The organism is Bacillus cereus group sp. BfR-BA-01523 (assembly GCF_022662615.1).
In the GTDB taxonomy this organism is placed as follows: Bacteria; Bacillota; Bacilli; order Bacillales; family Bacillaceae_G; genus Bacillus_A; species Bacillus_A mycoides.
Map to the genome: position 1 here is coordinate 598,749 of NZ_JAKUDX010000003.1, position 17,766 is coordinate 616,514.

The following is a 17,766-nucleotide window of genomic DNA, read 5'->3' on the forward strand; positions in this document are numbered from 1 at the left end:
TTTGTCTACTTGTAGTGTAGCGAAAAAAGAAAAACTTCGTCAATCTTTTATGGAATAATAATTTGATCTTTTATTTTCTCTAAAGACTTCGCACCAATCCCATCAATTGTTAATAAATCTTCTATTTTCTGAAACGGACCATGTTCTTCTCGGTATTTCAAAATACTTTCCGCTTTCCGAGAACCAATGCCTGTTATTTTTTCAAGTTGCTCTTTAGAAGCTGTATTTATTTGCACTTTACCCTCGCTTTTTGAAAAAGTAGCCCCTTCTTGCACTGGCTCATTCTTGTTAGGAACATAAAGAAGCATTTGGTCTTGGACCATTTGCGCCAAATTCACTTTCTTCACATCTGCATCCGGCAACAAACCACCAGCTTTTTCAACCGCGTCCTTCACCCGGTCCCCTTCCTTCATTTCATACACACCCTCTTTAAAAACCGCCCCTTTCACATCAATTATAATTATTTTTTTCTGCTCCTTTGTATCCAATACTTTCGGTTTACTTTTTTTCTCCACATCTTTCACTTGAACTTCCGTTGTAACGAGCGATCGCTCTGTTTGCTGATTCGTTTTCCAGAAAAAAAGAAAAATCAAAGTGCCAATAATAACCACTAATCCCAACCATTTTTTCGGAAAATCCCACATCATTTTACACCTCTAATCATAAATTTATAACATCATTCATATTGTTTAGGAGAAAGCTGTTACGAAGGAGGGATGAAACATTGAACATAGGAATTATAGGGACAGGGAACATGGGGAATATACTAATCGATGCATTTTTAGAAACCCGTGCTGTCAAACCTTCGTGCCTTACTATTATTAATCGGACGCCTGCCAAAGCATATCATATAAAAGAAAAATACCCTTCTGTTCATATAGCCAAAACAATCCAAGAGATAATCGAACAATCCCAGCTTATTTTCATTTGCGTAAAACCGATAGACATATACCCTATTCTACAAAAATACGCTGACCATTTTTCAGACGAAGATTGCTTAGTTTCTATCACAAGCCCCATATCTCCATCACAATTAGAAACACTTATACCTTGCCACGTCGCTCGTATCATTCCAAGCATCACAAACCGCGCCTTATCCGGCGCATCACTATTTACATTTGGAAATAACTGCTCTCTAGAATGGCAACAAAAACTACTTCGTCTATTCAAAAACATTTCTACTCCCCTTGTTATAGAAGAAGATATAACGCGCGTTTCATCTGATATAGCAAGCTGCGGCCCTGCTTTTTTTAGTTATTTATTACAATGTTTCATTAACGCTGCTGTAGATAAAACAAATATTACACATGAAGAAGCCACTACTTTAGTAAGTGAAATGGTCATTGGAATGGGGAAATTACTCGAAAAAGAAATTTTCACATTACCTACTTTACAAGAAAAGGTATGCGTTAAAGGCGGTGTTACAGGAGAAGGTATTCGTATTTTAGAAGAGCACGTTGGGGATATGTTTCATAAATTAATCGAACGGACACATGAGAAATTTGATGAAGATTTAAAATGCGTTGAGCAGCAATTCAATAAACACACATAATAAATACGCCATCGTAATCCCAAACCCTTTTTATTAATACTTATCTTTTTCATGCTACATTTTCACTAAAACTAGCATTTTTACACTTTACACATATCATCTTTTTATTTTTCTAGAACTAAAACTACATCTTTTCTATAAAACAAAAGCAACCTTATCGGTTGCTTTTCTTTTATCCATTCTTCTTCGCCATAAAAAAGATGCGCTCTGTTTGTTCTGTCACTTCAATTCGTTCAAAGTCACCTGTGACGCGAAGCACTGTAAACCCAGCTTCTTCAAGCCATTTTGTTAACACTTCAACCGAATACGCACGTTGCACGTGACATTCGTCAAAACGATGATACACATCTTCTTCTGAATCTTGTACAAAGAATGTCAAATCATGTTCCACACTATCTGATTCTTCTCCAGGGAAGCAGTTCCAAATAAGTGATATTTCTTCGCCGTTCACTGTATATGTTTCATTTTGAAATACGTGATGTATTTTATATAAAGAGTGTACATCGAATAAAAACAAGCCATCCTGACGTAAATGGTGGAAAACTCTTCTAAATGTTTCTTGCACTCCATCTTCTTGCAATACATAATTTAATGAGTCACAAAAGATTGTCACACAATCAAATTCACCAGGAACATCAAGCTCTCTCATGTCTTGTTGGTAAAAAGGAATAAAATATCCTTCTCCCCCCAATTTTTGCTGCGCGACAGTTAACATTTCTTCCGAAAGATCTACACCAATTAAGTCATAACCTTTTCGCACAAGCGGAAGTGTTACGTTACCAGTTCCACATGCTACGTCAAGGATTCTTGCCTCTTTCATAGATGCCTGTTGTAAACTTTCCTCTGTGAATTCCACCCATTTATCATAAGGGACATCATTCATCAGTTCGTCATACAGCAAAGCAAATTGTTCGTATTTCATTGATCTAGCTCATCTGCAATATCTTCACGCGGCACATCGCCCCATAGACGCTCTAAATTATAGTGATTACGCTCATCTTTATGGAATACATGAGCAACCACATCACCAAGGTCTACTAAAACCCAACGTGCTTCATCAAAGCCTTCCATACGTTGTACGTTAATTTCGAACTCATGTGCCTTCGCTTTAATTTCACGTGCAATTGCTTGTACTTGCTTGTCTGAATTTCCGTGACAAATAATAAAATAGTCTGCAATCGGTGAAATACCTTGCATATTTAGTACAACCATATCTTCTGCTCTCTTATCATCAGCTGCTTTTGCCGCTAATACTAATAACTCTTTATCTTTCATTTATTAATTTCCTCCTTGATAACTTCATTGTATGTTTGGAATGTTAATGGATAAATCGTTTGATCTTTTTCCATTAAAAATTGAATTGTTCGCTTTAAAGCAAACAGTAAAGCTTGATTTATATCTTTATATGCGAGTTTCCTCGCTTCTTCCACACCAGGAAACTTACGTCCTGGTTCAATGTAATCTGCTACATAAATAACTTTATCTAACATTGTCATTTTTTCATGACCACTTGTATGATATGTAATAGCTTGTAGAATTTCAGGATCAGTAATGCCTACTTCTTTTTCTACTAAGTATGCCCCAACAGGTGCATGCCATAACTCTTTGTTATAGTGCAGTAGATCCTTTGGCAAAGCTTCTCTCTTAATAATCTCTTCCATTTCTGGAATCGCTCTACATTTTGCATAATCGTGAAATATAGCAGCCGTCTCTGCCTTTTTCTCATCTACACCATATAACCTAGCAAGTTCAATCGCTGTTTCCATTACACCAACCGTGTGTATATAACGTTTTTCATGCATTTGTTGTTTGACAATACTAAGTGCTTCCTCACGATTCATACAACCCATTCCTCTCGATATATACCTGTACTTTTTCGGGGAGTAAATATTTGCACGTTTTCTTCGTCATATATCTCTCACGTAACAGAGAAGAAGAAACTGCAAACTCCGGAATTTCCACTTTTACGATATCATAAGGCGTATGTAATGTATAACCTGGTCTTGCAACTCCAACGAAAGTCACAAGCTTAAGTAACTTTTCAATGTTATACCACTTCGGCAAATACTCAACCATGTCTCCGCCAATAATAAAGTGAAACTGCACATCCGGATACTTCTCCGTTAATTGTACCATAGTATCGTACGTATAAGATGGGCCTTCTCTGTCTAGCTCTTCTAAACAAATTGAAAAGTATGCTTCTTCCTCAATCGCTATTTGCAGCATGTTTAATCGACTTTTCACACTCGTAATGTTACGTCCTTGCTTGTGCGGTGGAACTTGATTCGGCAAAAACCATACCTCTTCCAACCCTAAAGCATGATACACTTCATTTGCAATTAACAAATGCCCATTATGAGGTGGATCAAACGTGCCACCAATAATGCCAATTTTTCTCAAAAGAAACGCTCCTTCCTTTTACATACAGCAACTCTCCCCATACAAATTCGAAGAGAGCCCACTGTTAATAAAAGTTCAATTGGTTTCGCTTTCTACATATCAAGCGTCCATTACGAAATAACTCACGTATATCTTTTATCGAGGAAGCTTAATCTGCTTATTTTCTCTTGATTCTTTGTATAAAACAATTGTGCTTCCGATTACTTGAACGATTTCAGCTCGTGCACCTTGTGCAAGCTCTTCTGCAACTTCACTACGATCAAATTCACAGTTTTGTAATACGCTCACTTTAAATAGTTCACGAACTTCTAATGCTTCTCCAATTTGTTTCACCATATTTTCATTCACGCCACCTTTTCCAACTTGAAAAATCGGTGTTAAATGATGTGCCTTTGCACGTAAAAATCTTTTTTGTTTTCCTGTTAACATATAATTAGCCTCCAAGCTCTCTCATTACTAATTGTTTCATTCTATCAATATTCGGCACACACCCTGTCCACATTTCAAACGCAAGTGCACCTTGATAAACGAACATATCGATTCCATTTTGAATTATTGCACCTTGTTCTTTCGCATCGCCTAAAATTTTCGTCTCAAATGGATTATAAATAATATCAGAAACAATCGTTCCTTGTTTCAATGAACGAATTTCCAGCGGCGTATACTCAACATGTGGATGCATACCTATCGTTGTTGTTTGGATGATAATATCATATTCCCCTTGATTTTCTGCTGCACATTCTAACGATAGAGCATGCGAATTAACATTTGCCATGCACCCAGAGATAAGGTTTTTCGCCTTATCTCTCGTACGATTAGCAATATCAATTTCTTTCACACCTACATCGGCAAGCGAGAAGTAAATAGCTCGGCTAGCACCACCTGCACCGATTAATAAAATACGTTTCTCTTGAAGTGGATCTTCACTAATTGACTGCAGGGCACGAACAAAACCAATTCCATCTGTATTATACCCAATCAATTTTCCATCTCGATGAACTACTGTATTTACCGCACCGATTTGCCTTGCTAACGGGGCAATCTCATCCAAGTACTCCATAATTGCAACTTTGTGCGGAGTCGTTACATTAAATCCTGAAATACCTAATGCTTTCAAACCTTTTACTGCTTCCCCTAGCGCTTCTTCTTCTACAAGAAACGCATGGTAATGGGCATCCATATTCAAGTGTTCAAATGCATCGTTATGCATAACGGGTGATAATGAATGTCCAATTGGATTTCCGATTACACCATATAATTGTTTCATAAATCCCTCTCCATATTAAATTAAAGATTTACGTAATGAAACACTTACTCCTTTTGGTACATGAGCAACAATTTTCGCTCCTGATTCATTTACAGTAACCCAGCCCAATCCAGAGAATACAACATCCGTTTTCGGCTCACGAATATTAAATTCATATTTCACAAACTTAGGCATATTTTCTAATTCTTCTGGTGTCGGTGGATTCAATAATTCTCCAGCGTGTTTTTCGTACAATTCATCAGCCTTTTCAAGCTTTGTACGATGGATTGTTAAACGGTTTGAGAAATGACAAGTGAATGCACGACGGCCCCCACTTACATAATCAAATCGTGCTAATCCACCAAAGAATAATGTTTGTTCTTCATTTAATTGGAATACCATTGGCTTAACTTCTGTAGTCGGTGTAATAAGCTTTAAGCTTTGTTTCCCAACATAATGCGCCATTTGATGATGATTAATAATACCTGGTGTATCGTATAAAGATGACGTTTCGTCTAATGGGATATCAATTAAATCAAGCGTTGTTCCTGGGAAATGTGATGTTGTAATTACATTCTCAGTCTCATCACTAAACTCTTTAATCATACGATTAATAAATGTTGATTTACCAACATTCGTACATCCAACAACATAAACATCTTTACCTTCGCGGTAATGCTCAATTGCATCAGCAAGTTCAGCGATTCCTTGTCCTTTAGCTGCACTAATTAAAAAGACATCTTCTGGTTTTAAACCAAGTTGCTTTGCACTATAGCGCATCCAATGTTTTACTTTATCATGCTTAACTGACTTTGGAATTAAGTCAGCCTTATTCCCTACAAGTAATACTTTATTGTTCCCTACAAAACGATGTAAGCCCGGTAACCAGCTACCATTGAAATCGAAAATATCTACGATTTTAACCACTAGTGCGTCTGATTGTCCAATTCCGTTCAAAATACGAAGGAAATCATCATCTGTTAAAGATACATCTTGAATTTCGTTATAATGTTTCAAACGAAAACAACGTTGGCAAATTACTTGTTCTTTTTCTAAAGATGATACAGGAGCGTATCCTACTTCATTTTTATTTTCTGTTTGAATTTCTACACCGCAACCAATACATTTAATTGTTTCAGTCAAACTTTATTCCTCCCAGTTAATTAAGCCTTTTTTCTTCATGTTTCTCATAATTCTTCGTTCAATTTTCCGATTAAATCGTGTCACCAATCCGTCCGTTTGCGCTACCGGTACAACTAAAATTGTATGAAGTCCCACACGATTCCCGCCGAGCACATCCGTTAGTAACTGATCTCCAATTACTACAACTTCATCTGGCTGCAGGTGCATCTCATGTATCGCACGCTTAAATGCGCGAACAAACGGTTTGCGCGCACTATGAATAAACGGAATACCTAATGGGTCAGCGAAGTCTTTAACGCGTTGCTCGTTGTTATTTGAAACGACCGTTACTTGAATATCATTTTCTTTCATTTTCAAAAACCACTCTTCAAGCTGTGGCGTTGCGTTTGGACGATCCCATTCAATTAAAGTGTTATCTAAATCAGTAATAACTCCTTTAATTCCACGTTTTTTCAAATCTTCTGGTTGAATATGATATATATTTTTCACATATTCATTTGGTAAAAATAACTTCAATTTCTTTCACCTCTTTGAGGATTTTTCATAAAATTTTTCGACAACATTTTTCGATAGATAACCTGTGGATAAACTTGTACACACTTTCCACGTTAATTTTTCAGTCAATTTGGAATTTACTAACAATCTATCCACATTTTATCCACTGAGTTATGTGGATAACCTCTTGTTTGTGACTGTCATATTTTTTTGGTACATTAAATGCAACAACGAATCAATCCTTATATTATTAGGAGGTGACTCACCTTGAAAACAAAACATATGGAACAGTTATCTACTGATTTACTCACTGAGTCTTATTATAAAGCAAAAGAACTAAAATTAAATCCCGACTTCATTTTACTTATAAAACAAGAAATTATTAGACGCTCGTTAGAGGACAAGCTCGTCAAATCTTCTTGAGTACATATAGATTGCTGATTGACCTGTAAAAAGAGCCATCCTGCGATGGCTCTCGAATAAACAAGTACTCCCATCTAGGGGATTTCTTCATTAAGCATCTTTGTCCACATTTCTTAATTAGAGCTTCATAAGTATATTATAAAACCTTTTCTTTACTTATGAGATACTCGGGTTGCAATTTTTTCACCAAGACGCAGCTCTTGCCCACTTGTCAATTCCTGCACTGCTTTAATCATATCTTTTTCAAATAATAAAACAACTGTTGAGCCAAATGTAAAGTATGCCATCTCTTCACCTTTTTGAACAGTACTTCTTTCATGAAGGAGCTCGATACTATTAACAAACATAGCACCTACTTTTACAAGTGCCATATGTTCGCCGTCACTATTTACTTCTGTAACAGAGCGATAATTTTTTGACAATGGTTCTTTCCCATACTCCATACCCGCTGCATTTACCGGATATGATTTTCTACCGAGTACAAATCTTTCAGTCACAGAGCCAGAAAGCGGGCTATGAATGCGATGATAATGACTTGGACTCAAATAAATCACCATATATGTACCGCCTGCATATCGCTTTGCACGCTCTTCATTACCTAGCATATCCACAATTGAATAACGCTTTCCTTTTATATCGAATGTTTTTGTATCCTCAATAGGACCTTGATCAGCAAAAACACCATCAACAGGACTAACGATACTCGATGCATCAGTATCAATACTACGCTTTCCTTCTTTTAGCCTACGTGTAAATAAATCATGCAATGTTCCATATTCCTTCAAACCCTTTTCCATCTCATCTTGATTAATTTGAAAAACTTTCACATACGATGGAATAATGATAGAGCTCAAACGAGATTGTGCAAATTTACGTAATATATAAGAAGTAAAACGACCATTTGTAAGTTCGATCATAAGTCGATATAATGTCCGTCGCAAATTACGAAACCTCCTAATCAGCCTATAACTTTAGTTTCCCCTTCTTTTCTCTCTATATCATATGTAAAATTGGTTCTTATTCCCACATATAGAATGGAGCCGTCTCGTTATACACGAAGAAAAACTAAGTATAACTTTTATTCTTAAATTGTTTAGCACCTTCTAATATTACAGATAGAACCCGCCATTTTCAACAGTGAACATGTATTTCTTCTTAGAACAGCTCGTTTTCTTTCCGTTTTCCCGAAAGAAAAGCAGCCACTTTTAAAGTGTAGCTGCTTACAATACACATTATTCTTTTGCTTTTTTCTCTTTCTCAGCCCGCACAAATTCATGGAACATTTTCATTAAAGCACGCTTTTCAATTCGCGATACGTAGCTTCTTGAAATACCGAGTGCCTTCGCAATCTCCCTCTGTGTTTTCTCTTTATCAAGCCCAAGTCCAAAACGCTTCACAATTACTTCTTTCTCTCGTTCGTCCAAAATATCGATATACTCTTTAATTTTTTCTAACTCCATACTAAGCTGAATCATATCAATTACATCTTCAGATTCTGATTTTAATATATCAATAAGCGATATTTCATTACCCTCTTTATCTTGCCCAATCGGATCATGAAGTGAAACGTCTTTTTTCGTTTTCTTCAGCACACGTAAATGCATCAAAATTTCATTTTCGATACAGCGCGCTGCATATGTTGCAAGCTTAGTTCCTTTCCCTGCTGAATAGCTTTCAATCGCTTTAATAAGCCCAATAGTACCAATTGAAATTAAATCTTCTGCATCTTCACCAGTGTTTTCGAATTTCTTAACAATATGAGCTACAAGCCGTAAATTATGTTCAATTAAAAGATTTCTCGCTTGAGCATCACCTTGCTCCATTAACTCTAAGTACTTTCTCTCATCATCTGATGATAACGGCTGCGGGAACGCATTGTTCTTCACATAAGAAACAAATACAAACACTTCTCGAACCATATATCCAATTGCGGCGAATAGACTCAAACCTTTCACCTCCGCCAAAATAGTGGTCTTTACTATGTGTATGTGGGCATGAGTTTGTTTGTGTCTGTACGATGTAAATATGGAACTCTTAACTTAATGGCATTCTTAAACCACTCAACGCTAATCATTAAATTTTTCTATAAACATAGTAAAAGCCAATCGAAACGTATCGATTGGCTTTTACTAATATTCACTCCAAATTTTCTCTCCAGTATGCGCATCTATGTAACGAATTTTCCGACTACAATCGACGGATTCTTTATGATTTTCACTCCTCGTTTGTTTATACAGCAGTTTATATTTCATTTCCTCTGCATCATGATCTATACACCATTCTAATTTTACTCGAATGACCTCTTTATATATTTCTAACGCTTTTTCTTTTGTTACTTTTGGTGCTGTTTCATGTGCAAGTAACTCTTCTATTATATTGCTAGGTTTTCCCGAGTAATGCATCACAGCACCATTTTCTGTATTAATGTTGACCATGAATTCCCTATACTCTACCGGAATTTCATTCACATATACTGAAAAGACAAATCTTTCAATCCCTTCATCTTCGTCACGTTCATCCCAAAGGCGAAGATATTGTGTAACATCTGGAATAACATGTTCTAAAAATTGAAGTGCTTTTTGTAAACATTCCTCTCTAGACAGTATTTGTTTTACTTCTTTATCGTCTGCCAGTTTTATAAAACCAATTAATTCATTGGTTGATTTATCAATCGTAATGCCAACTAAATTATTATATTTTAACATCGGTAAATGCTTTTTAAAGAATTCATTCATTAAATATGGATTCTTTTCTTCTTTCTGTTTTTGTAATTCCTCTTTCGAAACAAATTTCATCCTTATTCCATCTTCATTTTCTGTCTCAGCCACTTTTGTAAAACTTTCTTTATCCCAGTCAAATAAATCGAATATATCATCTTGTTGACTACCTTTTTTCGGTTTTTCAACAGCTACAGTTGGAGGCAATTTATAATGATCTGGGTCAAACAAATCTTTACCTGTACTTGCATCAATAAACGCATGACTAGGTTCCGGTTCATATACAAGATGATAGCCTTTTACTTCCTCACCATTTTCATATTTACATGAAGAATGTGTTAAATCCACAAATACAAGTCTCATATCTTGTCTAGCTCTCAAAGTTTCTAAAACGACGTTCTCCGCAACAATTTCAATTGGCCATAACGGTTTTTTCTCTATAGCTTTTTGTCCATTGTATTGAAAATGCACAACATTACCTGAAGGATGAATTCGCACAACACATCCTGTATTCGGCAATGGATATCCATTCACTTCCTGCATATAATTTATTTCTTTCCAACCACGCCAGTCATCCTTAACTGACACATATGCATAAAATTCTAATTCTTCTTCCACATATTTTTTTATAAATACATTTGCAATCTCTCTTGCCTTATTCTCCTCTATCACTTCTTTATCACTCGAAAAATAATTTTCATCATCTATCCTGAATTCAAATAAATTACCAGTATGCCTATTTAATGTAATTTGTATCTTTTTCTCCTCATCCTCTTTATGCCCCCACCATAATAGATGATACGGATCATCCACTCCTTCTTGATCATCTACAACAAGCCTATATTCATCTGGAATTTCAATAATATGGGCCACTTGCTCTTTTCTTTTTTTATCTTTTGGATTCATGATACCCTCTCCTTCATTACAATTTAAGGTAATTATAACAAACAAAACCAAAAGCCATTATCAAAAAGACAAAAAGCTGAAACAATTAGTTCATACGAATTTCACATGAATCTATTACTATAAGAATTGTACATAGTGAAATTACTAACAATGACGTTTATTCATATATAATTTCATTTGAAAGGGGTTGAAAAGATGAAAACTAAATATCGCTTTATGATCTCATCATTTGCTGCTTGCGCCTACATGATTTGGTGTTTAGTATAATAACAACTTCACTTGTAAATAAGAAAAGGTGTGTATAGAAATGGAATATAACCAATCAAACGTTAACTACTGGAAAGCTTTTGTATTACCTTATACATTCGCTTTAGAAGAGTTAAAAACTAAATTTGAAATTATGAACCGGGAAGCTCAATTTTTAGAAGACTACAACCCGTTTGAACATATAAAAACAAGACTTAAACAACCCGAAAGTATCATTAGGAAGCTTGAGCGTAAAAACTTATCACCAACAGTTGAAAATGCTCAAACACAATTACAAGATATTATTGGCATCCGTATTACATGTTGCTTTGTAGAAGATATTTATCATTTAAAAGAAGTTATTGAAAATCGTGGAGACATGGAAATTGTAGAAGTAAAAGATTATATTGCTAATCCAAAAGGAAATGGCTATAAAAGTTTGCATATGATTATTAAATATCCATTGTCACTAAATTCTGGTACGAAAGATGTCTTTGCAGAAATTCAATTACGTACACTTGCCATGGACTTTTGGGCAAGTTTAGAACATAAGCTTTACTACAAATATGAAGGAAATATACCTGACTATTTGAAAGATGAACTACATGACGCTGCTATGAAAGCTGAAGACCTCGATAATAAGATGGCAACAATCCGTCAAGATATTGATGACATTGAAGCATGTTCAAATCAAATTTTATTACCACTATAAAAAGGTTCTCTCCTATGAGAACCTTTTTTACCCCGCATTAACGGGCAGTAAGACTCCCACCTCAAAATTCTGCGAATGCGAAGGAGTTAGGTGGGCGATCAACTGCCCGTAAAAGCCCGATTGGTTCAACTAATAATCAGTGGGGGATGGACAAAACCCCCACTGATTAAAGTTTCACTTTATTTCTTCTCTATCGTACGAACCTCTTCAATCTTCCACCCTTCGTCTTCTTTTCCAAGTGCATACTGCCTTTTCTTTTGAAGAGTAACCCCTCCATCTACTTCTTTTTCCTCCGTTTCAACAATAACAAGCCCACCTTTAAGAGCTTTCATATTCATTTGTTCCAATTCTATTTTCTTATTTCCCTTTTGAAATGCCGCTTCCTTTTGTGTTTTTAAGTCTTCAGCACTAGGCATCTTCTTTGAAAATAACTCCATATGCTCAGCAAGATTTTTTTCATTCGTCGTCCGTACAAATGCCTCAATAACATCTTGAATGGATTTCTCTTCTTCTTTCGTTATATGTACCTTTTCCTCAGTTTTCCCAGCAGATTTTTGTTCTATATTATTCTCTTGAGATTGACATCCAACTAGCAATAATACGAATACTAGAAGGAATCTTAATTTCCCTAAAAAAACGCTCATCTTTCCATCTCCTAAAAAGAAAAGTGAGGCATTTCGCCTCACTTTCATTTATAATTAGCGTCTTCCTTTATTCGGATCGCCGCCGCCAACGATGTCAAAGACACGTTTAGCTATATTTGTATTCTCTTGAACGCCAGAGAATAAGTATTTACCTGGTCCGAATGCATATACGTTCACATCTTCACCTGTATGTCCACCCGTTGTCCAACCTGTAACCGAACGCTTATTGAAGATATCTTCAATTGCATTATCAATCTTTGTTACATCTTTTGATGGAGCTATATCATTTACAGCTTTAATTTCTTCTGGTGTTAATTGTAGATCAATATACTTTTTCAATGTTTCTTCTACATTTGCACCTTTTACAATCTCACTTGCCATAAAGTCTGGCGTACGTTTCGCAGCTTTAATCGGATCTACTTTAAAATTATACTCACCATTCGCACCTAAAGATAATCCGCCAGTAGCATGATCTGCAGTCGCAACAACTAATGTGTTCTTATCTTTTTTCGCAAACTCAATTGCTGCTTTAAACGCTTTTTCGAAGTCTTCCATTTCACTCATTGCACCGACAATATCATTATCATGTCCAGCCCAATCAATTTGACTACCTTCGACCATTAAGAAGAAACCATCTTTATTTTTGTTCAAGCGCTCAATCGCTGCATTTGTCATCTCTTCTAATGAAGGTGTTTTGTCAGTACGGTCAATCATTTTGTCTAAACCACCTGGTGCAAATAAGCCAAGAACTTGATCGCTTTTATCATTTAATAATTGATTACGATCTGTTACATAACTATAACCAGACTTCTTAAATTCTTCTGTAAGATTGCGGTCTTTTCTAACAAAGTTCTTTACGCCCCCGCCAAGCATAACATCTATTTTATGCTTACCTTTAATTTTTTCATCAAAGTAATCATTTGCAATTGCGTCCATATTTTTACGACTAATATCATGTGCACCGAATGCAGCTGGTGTTGCATGCGTAATTTCAGAAGTTGCAACGAGTCCCGTTGACTTCCCTTTTTCTTTCGCTTGCTCCAATACTGTTTTCACTTCAGCTTTATCATTATCTACTGCAATAGCTGCGTTATATGTTTTTATACCTGCTGACATCGCAGTAGCTGCCGATGCAGAGTCTGTAATATTTTCATGTTCATCTTCTGGATATGTTTTTTGTGTTCCTACAAGATGCTTATCAAATTCTGTAGATTCCATCTCAAATGTTTTTGGATTATCTTTCATATAACGATGAGCTGTCATATATGAAGGCCCCATACCGTCCCCAATTAATACAATGACATTTTTAATTTTTGCATTGTTTCCGTTCTCATCTGCATTAACCTCACTAGAACGCGTAAAATTCCATGTTGCTACCGAAGTAACTGCTAACGACGCCACAACTGCAAATGGCCATGCTTTTTTTACAAACTTTTTCACTGTCTTGTCCCCCTAATTAGGTTATTCATTTCCCACTATCAAATTTAATAGAAGACTGTTAAGAGAAAATGAGTTATATGTAAATTTTTTGTTAACTTATGTAAATTTAAGTTATAATTTGTATAAGTTTGTCTTTTCATATCAAGCATACTCCCCTTTACAAAGATAAATATAAACATGTTGGATTTCTTTTAATACGAACCTATTATTTTACATTTCTTAATATTATTCTTATTTTTTCTAATTTAAATAGAAATATGGTGAACTTTATGAAAACAGTAAAACTAGACGAATCTTCCATTCCAGATTTACTCTCTCTTTGCGAATCAGTTGGGTGGTTACAGTATGAGAGTTTTATGAAAGAGCAATTCCATATGTACCTTTCCATTGGCACAATTTTTGGCTATGTACATGAGAATAAACTTATTGCAGCGGGCGGGGTCTTTTCGTTTGCCCCTGGATTTTCTTCTATCGGTATGTTAATCGTGCATCCTGATTTTCAAAGAAAAGGAATTGGCCGTATTTTGTTAAACAATAGCTTAAAAGTAACTTATCCATCGCTCCCTATTACGCTCATTGCAACAAAAGCTGGTGAATCCTTATATGAATCTTATGGATTTCAATCAATAACAACAATTCATCGTTTCGAAAAACAAGCGGCTCATATAAGTACAAATTCTTTTCCCATAAAACAAATTCAGCAAGCCGATCTTCAATCTCTCATTTTTCTTGATCAAACTGCGACTGGTGCAGATCGTTCTAAGCTTTATTTATCACTACTATCGAGAGCAACTTACTCCTTTAAAATAGAGCGGGATAATCAAATAGATGCTTTTGCTTTATGCATACAAAAAGGAAATGTACTATGTATCACTCCGCTTATTTCAAAAAAAGAAAAAGACGCTATTCAGTTATTAGAAATAATTTGCAACTCGTGGAATGGGACAATACGCATTGATGTTCCGCACTCACAATTCATTTTCCGTCAATTTCTTCAAACAGAAAATTTCCAGGAAACGCTCCTTTCACCTCTTATGATAAAGAACGGTAATCAACTTCCTGGAAATCGTAATATACTATTTGCTATGATAGATGCAGCGTTATGTTAGAAAGGGGACACCTAATTGAAGCGATTTAGCTATTTTATGGTAGGTTGTCTTACTCTTACACTATTAGTAGGATGTAGTGCAGCAGAAAAGCCAGTAGAACAAGTAAAACAAGTTAAAAATACAATTACAGCGAAACTAGCTACCGAGGAAAAAATGGTAGAGATAGATGGTCAAACGATTTACTTTAAAAAGATTGGTGATGAAAAACCACCTTTACTTATGATCCATGGATTTGGAGGATCATCCAATGGTTTTCAAAAGGTTTACTCAGATTTAGCAAAAGATCATACGATTATTTCTGTTGATGCTTTAGGATTCGGACGTTCCTCTAAACCGATGGATTTTTATTATTCTTTCCCAACTCATGCAAATTTGTATTATAAGTTAATGAAAAAATTAGGGTATGACTCATTCGCAATACTGGGACATTCTATGGGCGGAGAAATTTCTCTTAATTTAACATATTTATACCCCGAAGCGGTTACCCACCTTATTTTAACTGATGCTACAGGCGGCCCTCATACGTTCGTTAATAAACAAGGTTCACCAAAACCAAAGTTGTCGACTGATTTAAGTGCCGTTTCTTCTATTGCAGATTATGATGAGAGCAAAGTTAAATTCAAGCGTAATGATGAAGAGCATTATAATAAAATGAAATTATGGCCTAGGCGTCTTCAAATCAATGCAACTGAAATCAAGCAACCAACTTTAATTATATGGGGAAGAAATGATAGTAGCGTTTCTTGGAAAGAAGGAGAAACTTATCATCAATTCTTAAAAAATAGCACTTTCCATATTATTGAAAAAGGTTATCATGCTCCATTTCGTCAAGAGCCACAAGAATTTGTAGGGTATGTAAAAGATTTCTTCGAGAAAAATCCTATAAGTGCTGAAAAATAAACGGGTATCTCATTTTGAGATACCCGTTTTCATATATTAAGCAGCTTGCTTTTGGCGTTTTTGAATTTTTGATCCTAGTACTTTTGGGATAACTAAGCCATCAACTCCAAGTTTTCCAGCATTCATACCAGAAACAAGAACAAACATGGATAAGATAACCATTTCAGGGTTTACACCAATTGACCCACTAAACATATAGGAAAAGTTCATTACAAGACCGAAAAAGACCGCTGTTTTTGTTAAACAGCCTACAATTAAACCAATTCCGACTAAAATTTCTCCCCATGTCACAAGTGTATTAAATAAATCAACGTTTGGAATTGCAAAATCTTGTAAGAATGATGCCCACCAAGATTGAACAGCTGGTTGTGCTCCTTTAGATTTTTCAATTGCACCTTGTAAATAACCAGTTGCATCGAAGCCTTTCCCTTGTAGTTTACCGATTCCAGCCATTACCCATGTGTAACCAAGATACACTCGAATTATCGCTAATACAAAAGAAACTGCTTTGTTTTCTCTTAAAAATTGAATAATCATATCTTCCTCCTAAAGTTGTAATTAAGTCAGTTACAGATAATATAATAACATTAGTTACTTACTTTTAAAACGTTAATCGTGAATAATTTGTGACATACATAAAAAACATTACATACTAACGTTTATATAGTAACTTTTATTACCTGTAAAAACTTGAACATATCATACCACAGGTGATAATCATTTTCATTGAAGAAAATGTAAAAAAACTGTGAGTTAAATGTGAAACGCATTCATTCGAATATAGAATAAATCCGTTTCATATTGTTTATATACTCGAAATGTACATGTCTCCTCATCGGTTAATCTCGCTTCTCGAACAACTTCTTCTAACGTTTTGTCATGGTTAATAAACCCGTAAAATAGGCGTATTGTAAACATAAGTGCTACATTTCCATCTACATAATCTATCAATCCAACATATGATTTTACACCATTATGTAAAAAGGATTCTACTAGTTTCAACTCCCCAAACTTATACCAACCATTTACAATATGTGTAATATGCAATTTTGCATATTACTTAATTTCCGCTACGCTAAAGTATACTCTCGGCTCATTTAAGTCGTACACATCTTCTCCTAACTCTTCCATTACAAATTTCTTCTCCTATAAGTCCATTTCATATATACCCGTTTCTTTCAAAAAATCAGCTCTAGTTAAAGCGACTTTCTGTAAATATTGCCTATACGCTGTAATTGTTCCATCGTGTGCAACGATACAAATTTTTTCTGCTTTTAACTGATAGCACCAGTGCAGAAATTCATCTACTATTTGCTGAAATTCCATCTCCGAGATGATATTGACTCCCTCATTCCATAACAATTCATTTCTACTTTCTTCTAATGAAAAATGTGGAAATAAATTTTGTATTATCTTTCGATCTAACAATTGATCGCACGGTAATGTTTTGGCGGATTCCCGATAAGGAAAAATACGTGGGGATATATATGGGTGAACAATTTTTTGACAAGCAACTTCCGCACTCCATATTGTCGCAGTTTGTAAAGTTCGAAGTGTAGGACTAGCGATTAATATATCCTTTTCTTGTAATGGTACATCGCACTGAAGCAATTCAGCCTGCTTATTTCCCACGCCCGTCAATGGCGGATTCACTGCTTGTAAACTTAATGGTAAATCTTTCGTATGTTCACCTTCACCATGCCGAACAAAAATAAGTTTCATTCTCCTCTTCCTCTCACTAGAAAATGGTCTCACATATTTCTTCCCTATTTTTTTCTTTACTCCTGCTATTTTAAAAAGCAGAATGTAAAAAGTGTTCGACACCAACGTTTG

The 17,766-nt window shown here is 35.4% G+C and carries 21 protein-coding genes and 1 pseudogene; 5 read left to right on the plus strand and 17 right to left on the minus strand.

The genetic code is table 11. The annotated features are described in order from the left end of the window. Positions 1-47 precede the first annotated feature (47 nt). Positions 48-647: a helix-hairpin-helix domain-containing protein gene (locus MR066_RS11500; RefSeq protein ID WP_088040166.1), complete on the minus strand. Its 600-nt coding sequence runs from the start codon at positions 645-647 to the stop codon at positions 48-50. 77 nt (positions 648-724) lie between these two features. Between MR066_RS11500 and comER the strand changes: the two genes are divergently transcribed. Beyond that, positions 725-1,552, plus strand: a complete 828-nt coding sequence (gene comER, locus MR066_RS11505) for a late competence protein ComER (protein ID WP_242247170.1) — start codon at positions 725-727, stop codon at positions 1,550-1,552. Between the two features lie 172 nt (positions 1,553-1,724). Here comER and MR066_RS11510 read toward each other — a convergent pair whose 3' ends face one another. The 8 genes from MR066_RS11510 to MR066_RS11545 all read right to left on the minus strand — a co-directional run bounded on the left by MR066_RS11510 (position 1,725) and on the right by MR066_RS11545 (position 6,857). Beyond that, positions 1,725-2,474 carry a class I SAM-dependent DNA methyltransferase gene (locus MR066_RS11510; protein ID WP_002088700.1) on the minus strand — a complete coding sequence of 250 codons (750 nt, stop codon included), beginning with the start codon at positions 2,472-2,474 and terminating at the stop codon, positions 1,725-1,727. Then, positions 2,471-2,827: a ribosome silencing factor gene (rsfS, locus tag MR066_RS11515; RefSeq protein ID WP_000653209.1), complete on the minus strand. Its 357-nt coding sequence runs from the start codon at positions 2,825-2,827 to the stop codon at positions 2,471-2,473. Before rsfS ends, MR066_RS11510 begins: the two co-directional genes overlap by 4 nt. Beyond that, positions 2,824-3,393 carry a bis(5'-nucleosyl)-tetraphosphatase (symmetrical) YqeK gene (gene yqeK, locus MR066_RS11520; protein ID WP_002143180.1) on the minus strand — a complete coding sequence of 190 codons (570 nt, stop codon included), beginning with the start codon at positions 3,391-3,393 and terminating at the stop codon, positions 2,824-2,826. The genes rsfS and yqeK overlap by 4 nt, the downstream gene beginning before the upstream one ends. Further along, entirely contained in the window at positions 3,383-3,952 is a 570-nt protein-coding gene (locus MR066_RS11525) for a nicotinate-nucleotide adenylyltransferase (RefSeq protein WP_002015218.1), read from the minus strand. Before MR066_RS11525 ends, yqeK begins: the two co-directional genes overlap by 11 nt. Before the next feature lie 135 nt (positions 3,953-4,087). Further along, on the minus strand, positions 4,088-4,381 hold the full coding sequence (gene yhbY / locus MR066_RS11530) for a ribosome assembly RNA-binding protein YhbY (protein WP_002015220.1): 294 nt from the start codon (positions 4,379-4,381) through the stop codon (positions 4,088-4,090). 4 nt (positions 4,382-4,385) lie between these two features. After that, positions 4,386-5,219, minus strand: a complete 834-nt coding sequence (gene aroE / locus MR066_RS11535) for a shikimate dehydrogenase (protein WP_002015222.1) — start codon at positions 5,217-5,219, stop codon at positions 4,386-4,388. Between the two features lie 15 nt (positions 5,220-5,234). Beyond that, entirely contained in the window at positions 5,235-6,341 is a 1,107-nt protein-coding gene (gene yqeH, locus MR066_RS11540) for a ribosome biogenesis GTPase YqeH (protein ID WP_002015224.1), read from the minus strand. A gap of 3 nt (positions 6,342-6,344) precedes the next feature. Further along, positions 6,345-6,857 (minus strand): YqeG family HAD IIIA-type phosphatase, encoded by a 513-nt coding sequence (locus MR066_RS11545; protein WP_002015225.1) that lies wholly within the window; start codon positions 6,855-6,857, stop codon positions 6,345-6,347. Positions 6,858-7,103: 246 nt separating this feature from the next. Here MR066_RS11545 and sda point away from each other — a divergent pair, with 246 nt between their 5' ends. Continuing rightward, positions 7,104-7,259 (plus strand): sporulation histidine kinase inhibitor Sda, encoded by a 156-nt coding sequence (gene sda, locus MR066_RS11550; protein ID WP_002015226.1) that lies wholly within the window; start codon positions 7,104-7,106, stop codon positions 7,257-7,259. Positions 7,260-7,411: 152 nt separating this feature from the next. On the opposite strand, the gene MR066_RS11555 is transcribed toward sda, so the two are convergent. From MR066_RS11555 to MR066_RS11565, 3 genes are all read right to left on the minus strand, one after another. After that, positions 7,412-8,200, minus strand: coding sequence for a phosphatidylserine decarboxylase (locus MR066_RS11555; RefSeq protein WP_002129166.1), 789 nt, complete (start codon positions 8,198-8,200; stop codon positions 7,412-7,414). 291 nt (positions 8,201-8,491) lie between these two features. Beyond that, on the minus strand, positions 8,492-9,205 hold the full coding sequence (sigK, locus tag MR066_RS11560; RefSeq protein ID WP_000051382.1) for an RNA polymerase sporulation sigma factor SigK: 714 nt from the start codon (positions 9,203-9,205) through the stop codon (positions 8,492-8,494). A 183-nt stretch (positions 9,206-9,388) separates the two neighbouring features. Continuing rightward, positions 9,389-10,882 (minus strand): YcdB/YcdC domain-containing protein, encoded by a 1,494-nt coding sequence (locus MR066_RS11565; protein ID WP_242247178.1) that lies wholly within the window; start codon positions 10,880-10,882, stop codon positions 9,389-9,391. A gap of 307 nt (positions 10,883-11,189) precedes the next feature. Between MR066_RS11565 and MR066_RS11570 the strand changes: the two genes are divergently transcribed. Continuing rightward, entirely contained in the window at positions 11,190-11,840 is a 651-nt protein-coding gene (locus MR066_RS11570; protein WP_002190717.1) for a GTP pyrophosphokinase, read from the plus strand. A 179-nt stretch (positions 11,841-12,019) separates the two neighbouring features. Here MR066_RS11570 and MR066_RS11575 read toward each other — a convergent pair whose 3' ends face one another. After that, complete coding sequence (locus tag MR066_RS11575) at positions 12,020-12,484, minus strand: hypothetical protein (RefSeq protein ID WP_242247186.1); 465 nt, start codon at positions 12,482-12,484, stop codon at positions 12,020-12,022. Positions 12,485-12,538: 54 nt separating this feature from the next. Continuing rightward, positions 12,539-13,924 carry an alkaline phosphatase gene (locus MR066_RS11580; protein WP_002143184.1) on the minus strand — a complete coding sequence of 462 codons (1,386 nt, stop codon included), beginning with the start codon at positions 13,922-13,924 and terminating at the stop codon, positions 12,539-12,541. Positions 13,925-14,193: 269 nt separating this feature from the next. On the opposite strand from MR066_RS11580, the gene MR066_RS11585 reads away from it, so the two are divergent. Together MR066_RS11585 and MR066_RS11590 are read left to right on the plus strand one after the other, a co-directional pair. Beyond that, positions 14,194-15,033: a GNAT family N-acetyltransferase gene (locus tag MR066_RS11585; RefSeq protein ID WP_201031802.1), complete on the plus strand. Its 840-nt coding sequence runs from the start codon at positions 14,194-14,196 to the stop codon at positions 15,031-15,033. Between the two features lie 15 nt (positions 15,034-15,048). Next, complete coding sequence (locus MR066_RS11590) at positions 15,049-15,933, plus strand: alpha/beta fold hydrolase (protein WP_002129173.1); 885 nt, start codon at positions 15,049-15,051, stop codon at positions 15,931-15,933. 36 nt (positions 15,934-15,969) lie between these two features. Here the strand turns inward: MR066_RS11590 and MR066_RS11595 are convergent, their stop codons facing one another. The 3 genes and pseudogenes from MR066_RS11595 to MR066_RS11605 all read right to left on the minus strand — a co-directional run bounded on the left by MR066_RS11595 (position 15,970) and on the right by MR066_RS11605 (position 17,655). Continuing rightward, positions 15,970-16,470: a DoxX family protein gene (locus MR066_RS11595; RefSeq protein ID WP_061689597.1), complete on the minus strand. Its 501-nt coding sequence runs from the start codon at positions 16,468-16,470 to the stop codon at positions 15,970-15,972. 216 nt (positions 16,471-16,686) lie between these two features. Beyond that, positions 16,687-17,079, minus strand: a pseudogene (locus MR066_RS11600) (hypothetical protein); the annotation flags it as partial. Then, on the minus strand, positions 17,080-17,655 hold the full coding sequence (locus MR066_RS11605; RefSeq protein WP_193662504.1) for a histidine phosphatase family protein: 576 nt from the start codon (positions 17,653-17,655) through the stop codon (positions 17,080-17,082). Positions 17,656-17,766 lie beyond the last annotated feature (111 nt).